The organism is Fervidobacterium islandicum (genome assembly GCF_000767275.3).
Classification (GTDB): Bacteria; Thermotogota; Thermotogae; order Thermotogales; family Fervidobacteriaceae; genus Fervidobacterium; species Fervidobacterium islandicum.
The window spans coordinates 810,878-823,108 of the sequence record NZ_CP014334.2 but is presented as its reverse complement, the minus strand read 5'-3'; the positions used below and the strand labels follow the sequence as shown (position 1 = coordinate 823,108).

Annotated in this window: 7 protein-coding genes; all 7 read left to right on the top strand. The window is 38.3% G+C overall.

Translation table 11 applies throughout. The features are described 5' to 3' along the window. The first annotated feature begins 167 nt into the window (after nt 1-167). Nucleotides 168-971: a purine-nucleoside phosphorylase gene (locus tag NA23_RS03860; RefSeq protein ID WP_033191041.1), complete on the top strand. Its 804-nt coding sequence runs from the start codon at nt 168-170 to the stop codon at nt 969-971. Continuing rightward, nucleotides 968-1,966 (top strand): DHH family phosphoesterase, encoded by a 999-nt coding sequence (locus tag NA23_RS03855; RefSeq protein ID WP_033191042.1) that lies wholly within the window; start codon nt 968-970, stop codon nt 1,964-1,966. The genes NA23_RS03860 and NA23_RS03855 overlap by 4 nt, the downstream gene beginning before the upstream one ends. A gap of 258 nt (nt 1,967-2,224) precedes the next feature. Continuing rightward, nucleotides 2,225-4,396: a hypothetical protein gene (locus NA23_RS03850; RefSeq protein WP_249477135.1), complete on the top strand. Its 2,172-nt coding sequence runs from the start codon at nt 2,225-2,227 to the stop codon at nt 4,394-4,396. A 193-nt stretch (nt 4,397-4,589) separates the two neighbouring features. Then, nucleotides 4,590-5,789, top strand: a complete 1,200-nt coding sequence (locus NA23_RS03845) for an IS110 family RNA-guided transposase (RefSeq protein ID WP_128998116.1) — start codon at nt 4,590-4,592, stop codon at nt 5,787-5,789. Between the two features lie 40 nt (nt 5,790-5,829). Further along, nucleotides 5,830-7,278, top strand: a complete 1,449-nt coding sequence (locus tag NA23_RS03840; protein WP_084384033.1) for a GGDEF domain-containing protein — start codon at nt 5,830-5,832, stop codon at nt 7,276-7,278. Nucleotides 7,279-7,321: 43 nt separating this feature from the next. Then, complete coding sequence (locus tag NA23_RS03835) at nt 7,322-11,272, top strand: diguanylate cyclase (RefSeq protein WP_033191043.1); 3,951 nt, start codon at nt 7,322-7,324, stop codon at nt 11,270-11,272. Next, nucleotides 11,265-12,194 carry a UDP-N-acetylmuramate dehydrogenase gene (murB, locus tag NA23_RS03830; protein ID WP_084384032.1) on the top strand — a complete coding sequence of 310 codons (930 nt, stop codon included), beginning with the start codon at nt 11,265-11,267 and terminating at the stop codon, nt 12,192-12,194. Before NA23_RS03835 ends, murB begins: the two co-directional genes overlap by 8 nt. Nucleotides 12,195-12,231: the final 37 nt, after the last annotated feature.

Genomic DNA, 12,231 nt, shown 5'->3' with positions numbered 1-12,231 from the left:
TTTTTTCATACCTTTAAACTTTCCAATTTTTCAAGAAACTATGGTATAATACATTGAAGCGGAACTTAGTGACACGAACTTTCTTCACTATCGCGTTCTTGTGATTCTACAGCACAATTTTAAGCTAAGAATGAAATTATGCAAAGTACTTTTTGGGAGGGATTTTCGTGGATAAGCGAGTCAGAGAAGCATATGAGTACATAGCTTCAAAAATTTCTTTAAAACCAAAGATAGCACTTATACTTGGGTCCGGTTTAGGTTTCTTAGCAAATGAAGTGAAAAACGCCCAACATATTAGCTACAAGGATATTCCGCATTTTCCATACTCCACTGCCCCTGGTCATGAAGGAAAATTGGTCTTTGGGGAGCTTTTTGGAAAAGAGGTTGTTGTTTTAAGTGGAAGGTTTCATATATACGAGGGTTGGAATCCCACTGATATAAAACTTGTCATTCACACATTGAAGCTTCTTGGAATTGAACGCATGCTTGTCACAAATGCAGCGGGTGCGATAAACACAAGTTACACTCCGGGAGACATAGTCATGGTTAAAGACGTTATCAACCTTATGTTTAGAAATCCACTCAGAGGACCAAACGATGAAGATATAGGTCCAAGATTTCCAGATATGTTAGGTGCTTTTGACAGAGATTGGATGGAGAAAGTGAAGGAAGTTTTCCCGGAAATGAAGGAAGGTGTTTATATTGCAGTAACAGGTCCTACGTACGAAACTCCCGCTGAAATAAAGGCTTTTAGAAAATTAGGAGCGGACTTGGTAGGTATGTCAACGGTACCGGAATTGATTGTCTGTGCACATAGTGGGATAAAAGCCTTGGTGTTTTCTTGTGCAACAAATATGGCGGCTGGAGTACTTGAACAGCCTTTATCACACGAAGAGGTCGTTGAAGTTGCTAACAAGGTTAAAGAAAAGTTTATTGAAGTAGTTAGAAAGGCTTTGGAGGTGCTGGAATGAATCGTGATTTTCTCTCGATAGTAGGAGAGCTAAGTCTAGCTAAGAAAATATTGGTTGTTGGACATATTATGCCTGATGGTGATGACATAAGTTCTGTCCTAAGTGCTGCACTGGGACTGAGAAGATTGGGAAAAGAAGTAATGTCTGGTATAGACTGGAGGATCCCATGGTATTTCTACGAGTTCGAAGAAACGAACCTCATAAAAAGTTACGATGAGATTATCCAAACCGGCTTTCAACCAGACTTTGTCCTCGTACTCGATGCATCGAGTCCTGATAGAATAGGACGATTTCAGGAGTTTCTCAAGAAGATTAACTCTGCGGTGGTTGACCACCATGGTACCAATACACTCTTTGGTACGCTTAACTGGGTTGATACGAAATTCGGCTCCACAGCCCAGATGGTTCTCAGGCTCAATACAGAACTTGGTGTGCCGTACGATGGAAGGCTTGCAACTATTAATTTAATGGGGATAGCTACTGACACGGGCTTTTTCAGGTATTCGAATGCTGACGAAATTGTTTTTTCGGACGCTACAAAACTAGTTTCTATGGGTGGGAAATCGTATTTGGTTTCAAGGATTTTTGAAAACAAGAGAATAGAGCAATTCAAGTTACTTTCAACAATGGTTGAACACATTCAGACAGAAAACAACGGACAAATCGTTTATTCTTACCTCTCTAAGAAGGATTACGAGTCAAATAACTGTACAGAAGACGATAGCGGTGGTTTTGTTGGTGAACTGCGTTCAATACAGGGTGTAGAGCTTGCAATCTTCCTTTCTGAATACGAACACAATGAAGTGCACATAAGCTTTAGGTCAAAAGATTGGTTTGACTGTAGCAAATTAGCAGTTTTACTGGGTGGTGGAGGACATCCACGAGCTGCAGGTTGTACACTAAAAGGAGAATTACCAGTTATAATAGAAGAAGTAATTAGGGAAGCTAAGATCATGTATGATGCCCAACTGAAGGCGTTAGAAGGTGTTCACTAATTCGTTAAGTCTTTATTCAGCATTTTTTGTTTTCCGCGCACCAAGTTTGAGAAAGAATTTTGGCTGGGGGGGTTTTTCACGTCATTATCAGGACGAGAGACTTTTCTAAAGCGCTTTATAGGTACTGAGCAAGTTATCGAAAAAGATGAGGGAAGATTCCTAGAGTGGACTTTTGATCGGAACATTGTCGAGGATTTCCGAGAGTTCGTTGTGCATATAAATAGTTTTGCATTTTCTAAACGGTTCATTCTTCCCGCTATGATTTTACCTTCCGAGGCCGAAATATCGGTACTCTTCAGATATTCAGGAGAGAAACATATCGCAGAATGTATCAATGAAGAAATAAGACTACGAGAGCTTACAGATGAAGAGCGTGAAAAGCTTATCGAGGCAATTCTAAGGATTGCCAGGTTTGTTTTACTTGGTAACATTCCTCCTTTTCCAGCCTTTAGCGTCTTTGATGTGTTTACATTTGCTGGTGAATTCTTTTTCAAACCACCTGTGCTTTTTAAATACGATTTCTACAAAACACTTTATCATGATGTGTTGAGCCGTGAAAACAGCGAAATAGGTAAGTACATATTTATCGACAAGGAATATCTCAAGAAAGGTCAATATGATAAATACTCAACATTACGCATTTTAGCAAATTTTATTGAGATTTTCGATATCGCCAATAAATATGCAACTATAATTTCAAGAATGCGAGATGGAACTATTAGAGTCGATGAATTGGAGAAAGATAGACTGGATGAGAAAGTTTTATTTGCTTTAGTTTCAGAAATTGAGCAACGATGTGATTCGAGTGCACAGGAGGGAAAAAAGTATTTGGAGATACTTGTCGATACAAGTAGTTATTATCGTTTATTCAAAGACTACGTAGCCAGAATTGACCGGTACCTTGCAGATCGTGGAAGGACTCTACTTTACATCGGCGATGATTTTACAAACATTGCACGACAAATCTTATGGAAAAACCGTGAGAAGTTCTCAACTGTGGAGTTTTCAGAACTTATTAAATGTCTGTATATAAGCTGTAAATTCGACACGATAATCACTGAACTTTTAAAGATTTTTAGAACGCTAAGTCCTTTGGTAGTTGTGGTTAAAGATACTGTGGAGCCTCACTACCTGATACGACGATTCTTAGAAATCTTAAAGCATTCTGAAATAAAGACTGTTGTTTTAGCGTTCAAATCAATCAATCCCGACATGGTGGTCAGTGTACCAACTGCAAATATTACATTACCCGTCTTGCCTTTTGAAGAATTAAAGACGAAGCTTTCGGAGCTTAAAGACGGAGAGGTGCTAATAAGGGCTCTCGGATTAGAATTTTCAAGAGATGATGTGTTACTCTTCAGCAGGGTTACGGGTAAGGATGGAGAAAGTATTTTGAAAAACTTAATGAAAGAAAAAATAGTTCGTTCCGACGATGGTGAATACGTTGTTAACATCGATCCTAAGCTAGGTGACCTGTTATTAGGTGATGAAAAAAGGGAAACAAGCAACGAGTTAAAACAGCTGCACGAAGCAATGGCACAGGAATACAGAAAAATGATAAGTCCCTATAGTCATTCCTCTTTCAAGGCAGCTTGGCACTATCTTTTGGCAGGTAAAGAAATCGCAGCTATTGTGGAATATTTGAGATTTGTTCGAAATGCTATGGATAGATATACTTTTTCACCTTCAGTACTTTCCGATATATTGCAAAGAGCGTATTCAGTTCTTGAAAAAAATGGCAGAACTGATTCTTATGCATTCCATAGGATTAAACTGGAGCTTGAGTACCGCATAGGCGTACGGTTAAATTTCACGAAGGCAAACTTACCAGACAAAATAATTTACGATTACTTAAGAGTACTTGATATCTTTCTTGAAGAAAGATACCATGATTGTATTGAATACGCAGAAAAGATTCTCAAACACCAAAATCTAACAAAGTACAAATTTTTAAAACTTGCTTTAATCAAAGAGAGGGCACACGTTAACTATTACGATAAACTCTCAGACAAGGTAATAAGTGTCGAAGAAATCCAAAAACTGCCTATCTTGAACACAAAGTGGGCTGAATTAAAGGCAGAGTGGTTGTGGCAAATAGGAAACGCTCTAAGTCACACTAATCCTGAAAAGTCAATAAATTACCTGAGGGAAGCCTTGGAAATTTCCAGAGAATACGATTTGAAACATCTTCTTGTGAGAATCCTTAACTCTTTTGGGATATCGTACGACGGTTATTTACTTTCGATTGTTTATTTCAAGGAAGCAATTAGAATCGCCGGAGAGATTGGCTACGTACACTACAATTTATCTCCAAGGATGAACTTGGCTCGTGAACTTTTGTATTTCGGAAGGTTTGGAGAATTACTTAACGAACTCAAGTCGATGGAAGACCTTTCAATTGGATATAGGTCACCTCCTAATACGGCATAAAAATATGGTATAAATAATTTAGCTTAAAAAAATTGAGGGCAGGACAACTTATGTCACCTTGGCTTTTAAGCCATTTTGGGAGTCTGTTGCCTGCCTTTAACCATGATAAGTTGGTTGGGCTTTCAGCCCTCGTCAGCATGGAGGATTGGTTCAGTAGGCTCCCTGCCCTCATCATTCGAAAGGAGGTTCTTGTATGAATAACTTCTCCATATTCGTCGGCATCGATGTTTCCAAGGATAAGTTCAACGTCTGCGCTATCTCTAATCCCAGTTCCATCATCTTCGAATCTTCTTTCGATATGTCCCAGCAAGGCTTTTCCTCCTTCGCAAACAAACTCTCTGCCTTCCCAAAACAATCCATCATCATCGCTATGGAATCTACTGGCTGTTATCATCTCAACCTTCTGGCTTTCCTTTCTTCCAACGACTTTGCTTGCGCTGTTTTTAATCCTCTAACTGTTAAAAACTTTGCTTCTCTTCGAAAGACCAAAACCGACAAAATCGATGCTCGCATTATCGCTACTGCTTTGTTTTACCTACAACATCAAATTCCTTCTTCTGCTTTTGTCAACTCTGAGCTTCGTGATATTGTCAGAGCACGCGAAAACATTATCCACCGCATCGCAAAAGTTAAAGACAATATCGAAAAACTGCTCAACGTTCTTTTCCCTGAACTCGAAAGAGTTACCAATATCTACAGTGACACTATCCTCAATCTTCTTTCTCATTTCCCTTCTGCCAAGGCTATTCAAAAGGCTCGTAATCTGGATGTGTTCTTTTCCAAAGACCGTGGCAGAAGTACAAAACTTAATGCTCAAAAACTTAAAGAACTCGCTAATAACTCGATTGCTCAATATTGGCCGATGAAAGAAAAGATTCTTGTGCAAAATATCAAAGAACTACAATTTTTACAGCAACAGCTTGAAGAATACGACAAGATGATGAAAGAATATTGCGAATGTAGTGCGATAAACCTTGATATCGAGATACTCACGTCAATACCAGGTATTGGTGAAAACAGCGCGATGCATTTCTTGGCAGAAGTTGGAGATATCTCAAGATTTAGTACATACAAAAAACTCATTGCGTATTGTGGACTCGATCCAAGCATTGCCCAATCAGGCAAAAGCAAAGTAGAAGGACACATATCGAAAAGGGGCAATGCCCACCTAAGACGAATACTATGGCTAATGGCAGTGAGTGTAGTGATTCACAACGAATATTTCCGAACATACTATGAACGAAAAAGGCAGCAAGGTATACCGTACAAAAAAGCGATAATGTCAGTAGTACACAAGTTATTGCGAACGTTGTACGCAATGTTGAGAAAGAAAGAGAAGTTCAATATTGATTATGCTATCTCACACTCAAAACAAAAATTTAATTTTGCATAGTTGACCTTCTAATACGGCTTTTTTGTATAGACTGTACGGTATGTTTCATTCATATTTGCGCCATTATGAAAAAGGTTGGGAGTACATTAATAAAGCCCTTTTGGTAGAAAAGGAAAATGACTTACCGCACTCTTCTCTTAGGGCTATGATTCTTCACGAAATGCTTTGCGGAAAGAAAGAGAATGCTAGGGAATTGATAGAAAAATATCGGGATGATCCTGCAATCCATACACGAGCGTTTGAATACCTTGTGCGTATGATTATTGCCAGAGACGATGAAGAATTCTTTAGAGCTTGGTCAGAGTATGTAAGCTCTCCATACACACTTCTAAGGGAAGAGATACTTTACTTGTTCACTGACCAAATTTTCAGAGTTGATAAAGGTAAGTTAGAGGAGGAATTAAATAAATGGGATAGTTTTTACACTTCAGAGATGACAAAGCTTTCGCTCCTGTATGTGTTGTTGGCAAAATTAAGATATTACGAGTTGATCCGCAATGAATTAAAATATAATATGACAAAGTTGCGATTGATGAAACTCATAAAACAGTTAGGAATAGAGGATGATTTTAGAGAATTTTTGGACGAAGATTTAGAACCACAGGTGGACAATATACTTACAGGTTACGAGATAATTGAAACGTTGGAGATTCTAAGATCTTTGGATCAGAGAGTCAATTTGGATGAGTTTCTAAGGATTTTCTCAAATATTATCATCAGTATCTTCCGAACACAATCTGTTTTCATTTCAGTGACTGATAAAAGAGTTAATCTTTCATCAACTATTGACTTCTTACCACAAAACAAACAGACAAATATTGTTAAACTTGATCCGCTTGAGGTTGGCATTTCTGGTAGTATAGACGAATACAGCGAATACATAATTTATTTAGCGGGTAATTTTTCTATTAAAAAAGAATCAGAAGTTGAAGAATTTTGGAACAAATTGACGTTGTTGGATGAACTCTTTTCAAATCAACTCAAAGGAATAATATATAGAGAAAGAGCAATGAGAGATTCTCTAACAGGGCTGTACAATAGATGTAGGTTTACCCAGATCTTAAAAGAATACTTGGAAGAACCACAAGTTAAACTCAAGCAGAAAGAAATCAGTGTGTTCATGGCTGACATAGATGACTTTAAGAAGATCAACGACAATTACGGTCATATGAAAGGAGACGAAGTATTGAGAAATGTTGCAAAGATTTTACAAGAAGAGGTGGAAGGTTTTGGAATTGTAGCTAGATACGGTGGAGAGGAATTTGTTGGGGTGTTGGAAGCGGAAAAGAACAAGTGTTTGGAGGTTTGCGAAAATATCCGGCGCAGGTTGGAAATGGCTTCCGAAAGTATCTTTGGTTTTAGGGTTACTCTCAGCTTTGGTATTTCTTCCTCTCTGGAAAGGTCAACCATTACCGAAATCTTGGGTCTTGCCGATCAGAGATTGTACAAAGCCAAGGAAATGGGAAAGAACAGAGTTTGCATCGAATGAAAAACAAATTAAAACTCTATGCCTACAGGAGGCGTAAAGTACTGTGGAGATATTGGAATATCTAGGGGATACGTACTGGAGTAGTGATTACCTTGTTGAAATAAACGGATACAAAAAAATTGCCAAATTTGTCGATAAGAAATTGATTCACAATCGAGCTGAGGTCATTTTACGTTCAGATTTGGCGCGAAGTATCAGTGGAATTTTGGTTCCAGAAGATTTTTACTTTGAGGAGCGTGAGAGAGATATTTTCGTGTACGATATATCATCTTACAAAACAATTAATCAGATTACTCAAGAACACGTTCAGATAATTGTTCCGCAGTTATTCTCTATTTTAAAAACAGTTTTGCATATTCCAAAGCTTTACATCCCATACATTGGCTTGGATGATATTATAGTAGCGGATGACGAAGTGAGAATCTTTCTTCCTTTGATACAGTCTTTAGAAAGTGTGCATCAGATGAGCAAAAGGTGGAAAATTTTCATAGCTCCAGAATTTTACAAGGGTGAGAGTTCAGACAAATCAACGATCTATGTTTTTGGAAAGTTGATTTACGAATTAATCAACAACTCTGAAGTTAAAAAAGTAGTTGAACCAATGATAGTAGAAGACGTATCCAAAAGAGAATTCACCGAGGAAATTCCCTTCCACAACGTTCTACCTTCAAAAAAGATACTGACTGTAAGAAGGATAGTGAGAGATGAGGAAAAGGAACTAATAGATTTTATTAGTAATCCTGGAAAAAAGGAAAACTTCATAGGTGTGATAGGTCCTCAGAGAGTTGGTAAAACAACCACAATAGAAAATCTCCAAAACTACTTCAGGCAAAGTGGGATACCTTTTCTCCATGTTATGAATGCTTCAGATTTGATTGCTCAGACGTTGCAAATCTCGTCGGAACGTATACCTGATAGTCTACTGACACGTCTAACTTATTGTTTAGAGAATGTTTGTTCGATCGACACAATCAGCGTAGATGTGGTAGAGGCGTTGAGCTATCTGGATAAAGTTATTATTTTTGTTGATGATTACCACGAAGCCTCTGAGTTATTAAGAGCGTTCCTAAGAAGAATTGCAACATTAGAAACTTCAGGGAAGATAAAAATTTTGGCATTTTCAGTAGAAGATTCGGAGGATTTTGAAGTAAGATTTGAACTCAAACCGTTCACCAAGGATATGATAAGAAGACTTTTGAATGAGTCTTTCTCAAAGGTGGAAAATGAAGATATCCTTGTTGATTGGCTGTACGGAGCCAGTGGAGGACTACCAGGATTGATCGTGGAAAATTTAAGATATCTCTATGAAAATGAAATATTAACAAAAGTTCAAGACCAATTTGTGTGCGATGTAGAAAGGTTGGTGGAACTTAACATCGAAACTGCGTTCGTTGATCGAATACGTAAGTACGAACATGCATCGACAAAGTACCTTGCGATACTGGGACAAAAATTTACACTGGATGAAGTAAAGCACTTGGAAGAATTCTTAGGTATCGAAATAAGCTTACAGGAACTCTTTGAAGATGGCATACTTTACAGGGAATACAGCAAGATACGTTTCACGCTGAGACATTACTGGCAAATTATGCACGAAGCTATTCCCGTGGATGAAAGATTGGAGCTACACAAGAGGTTAGCTGCAATAACCAATGACTTTGAAAAGAAGGCTTGGCATTTAGAATTGTCAGGAAATAAAATATCAGCAGCTGTGGCTTATCTTAAGTATGCCAACGAAATGCTTAATTATTATGCTTCTCCTTCTGTGATACACAGCATTTTACAAAAAGCCAAAAGGTTGATTAATTCACGAAAATCATACGCTTTTCTCAAGCTAACATTGGAATTATTCGAAAGAACAGAAGACAAAACTTATGCAGAGGACATTGAGATTCCGGATAAGAATATATACACTTATCTGAAAGCACGCTACTATTATCTTTTGTACGATTACGATCAAGCAATAGAGATTTTGAAGAACTCAAAAATTGACCTTGGTCCATTTGGTAATTTGAGGCGGGAGTTTCTCTTAATGTCATCCGAAGTAGCGCAATCTTCTAAAAGAAACGAATACTATGAAAGAGTAAAACAGATACTTGAAAATCTTGATGAAACAAATCCCGTGCACGTGAGGTTGATTGTTGATATTTACATATTCATATCCTTTATAGCGCGCTCCAATTCTTCGAGAGTTATTGAATACCTTAGAAAGGCTGAGAAACTCGCACTGGACTACAATATTGCCCACAAACTTCCATCAATTTACAATAATCTTGCACTCGGTGTTACGAATACAACGATTTCGATGGAGTACCTACAGAGGGCTGTAGAAGTCGCAGAAAGAATAGGACTGCCTGCCCGAAGTTACTTGGCAAGGTTAAATATGCTCTCGCATGCCCTTTACGCTGGCAGAATAAAGGATTTCCTAGTTGGTATGGCGGAACTCATGCCAAAACTTGAAATGTTAGGGCTTAGGGATGAAATCATATTTGCTAATACAATTGAGGCCTTCTATCATTCATATAACTTTGAATTGGAAAATGCACTCGAACACCTCGAATCTGTTGGAAAGCGTTTTGGTGTTGATATGTCTGCAGATGTTTTCTCGGCGTACTTTCTGTCAAGAAATCTTGACAAGGCAAAAGAAATTATACCGAAGGTTTTAGAAAGTGAGCAATTTGGCGAGGACACCAAAGAAATTATAAGGGTTATATCTTCCTTGGAAAGTGGTGAATTTCCAGAAAAATGGAAACGCTACAGGGATTCTGGCGGAAAGTATTTCAGGGAAGAGATGGCAGCAGTTCTTGGCGAAGAACTTGCCAAGAGTGTTCCAGATGCTTTTAAGGAAGAACTTGAGTACTTAGAAACCAATTATGTGCTTGACGGTTCTTTATTGTCCCTTGCTATGGTCTACGAAGGATATGGTCATTACTATAAGGTTCTTGGAAATGAGTACAAATCCAGATCTTATTACTCAAAAGCACTAACATTGTATAAAGACATCGGCATGGAAAACGCGGCTAAGTCGTTAAGCAGAATTTACAACATTGAATCTGAAGAGTCTGAGAAGAGGGTTTTTTCAAAGCAATTAATTGCACTCTCTTATGATTTGCTTTCAAGCTTAAAAGCCATAGACCCAAAAACAGAACCAGAAAGACTTCTAAATTTCTTCTCAGCAAAGATATTATCAGTTATACCTGCAAGAACTATTTTACTTAAAGTGTACGATAGCGTTTTAGATAAGGCTTTTGAAACAGCCATAGGTGTTTCTGAAGGAGAAAAACCATCAAAGGAAACCTTTAGTACAATTCCCTTGGAAATTTATCTTGTTGACAATGTTGATCAAAGTGCATCATACGAACTTTGGTTGTCAAATCCAAAAGCAAGATTTTCAGAAGACTATAAGAAAGAGCTCTTGCCAATTCTTCAACTGCTCGAATACAGCTTCATTGCTGTTATGAAAGGAACGTTAACATGGCTGAGAAGCTTGATCGATCCGCTTACCAAACTGTACACAAGATACCATTTCAGTGAGTTGCTTGAGCATCACTTTAACAAGGCAGTTTCCGAGAACGGAGAACTATGTGTTGTTATGTGTGACATCGACAATTTTAAGAATATAAATGATACGTACGGGCATCTCACTGGTGACGAAGTATTGAAAGAGGTTGCAAGAATATTACGCGATAACGTCCGTTCAACCGATGTTGTTGCCCGATTCGGTGGAGAGGAATTTGTACTCTTGTTCCCTTCGACTGGTAGAGAAGAAGCGCTTATAGTTGTGGAAAGATTGAGAAGGTTAACAAGGGATATAACTAAATTCCCGTTCAAAATCACGCTGAGTTACGGGGTAGCCGTTTATCCACTCTGTAAGGTTAACAATCCAGAGGAATTAATTCAAAAGGCCGACGTAGCCTTGTACCACGCAAAGAATACCGGTAAGGACAAAATCGTTTTGTATTCGGAGGGAATGACGGGTGGATTGCATGCGTAAAGGTGACGAAAAACAAATTCGAGGTTTTAAAAAGAGGATGATCGAGAAGCTTTGGGATTTAGGTTGCGACCTGTTTTTCAATGAAAACCTTTCTCATCACGTTAGTTTTAGACTCGGTGGAATTGTTCCACTATTTGTAATTCCAAACTCGACAGAAGGATTCTTAGGAGCAATAAAGCTCCTCAAAGAATGCGAAATTCCATTTAGAGTTGTTGGTAAAGGTACGAATATAATCCCAACCGATGATGAAAAGGATTTTGCCGTTATTTCTACAGAAAGGATAGATTTTGTTGAAGTTCGTGATGAGTTTGTAAACGTATCTGCTGGAATGTCGTTCAAGAGTTTGTGTTTATTTGCGCTTGAGCATTCGCTTTCAGGTTTGGAAAACGCCTTTGGGTTGCCAGGTAGTGTCGGCGGGGCAATTTACATGAATGCAGGTTGTTATGGTTGGGAAATGGCACAGAATGTTGTGAGTATCCAAGCATTTGACGGAAGTAGAGTTGTTACTATAAATTCATCGGAAGCAAGATTTGGTTACAGAGACAGTATATTTAAGCACGAAAGATCGCTTATAATAATTTCGGCTGTCCTAAAGTTATCCAAGGGGGACAGAGAGAAAATACACAATCTTATGCTTGATACAATGAAGAAGAGATACGAAAAGCAACCATTAGAGTATCCAAGCGCAGGTAGTGTTTTTAAAAGACCAAGACCGGACTTCTATGTTGGTACGGCTATTGAATCGTTAGGATTAAAAGGTTATCAAATTGGTGGGGCTCAAGTTTCTGAAAAGCACGCAGGATTTATAATTAATAAAGGGAACGCAACTGCTTCCGATGTTCTAAAGTTGATTGAGTTTATCAAAGGCAAAGTCAAGGAGCACTATGGCGTTGATTTGGAAACGGAAGTTGAAATCTGGTAGCAAGCGTTTTACATATAGGATGAGTGGAGGTGCCTGA

Excerpts from the sequence above, each read along its gene's own strand:
- NA23_RS03840 (WP_084384033.1), top strand. The coding sequence starts at position 5,830 with ATGTTTCATTCATATTTGCGCCATTATGAAAAAGGTTGGGAGTACATT.
- murB (WP_084384032.1), top strand. The coding sequence starts at position 11,265 with ATGCGTAAAGGTGACGAAAAACAAATTCGAGGTTTTAAAAAGAGGATG.
- NA23_RS03850 (WP_249477135.1), top strand. The coding sequence starts at position 2,225 with ATGATTTTACCTTCCGAGGCCGAAATATCGGTACTCTTCAGATATTCA.
- NA23_RS03845 (WP_128998116.1), top strand. The coding sequence starts at position 4,590 with ATGAATAACTTCTCCATATTCGTCGGCATCGATGTTTCCAAGGATAAG.
- NA23_RS03855 (WP_033191042.1), top strand. The coding sequence starts at position 968 with ATGAATCGTGATTTTCTCTCGATAGTAGGAGAGCTAAGTCTAGCTAAG.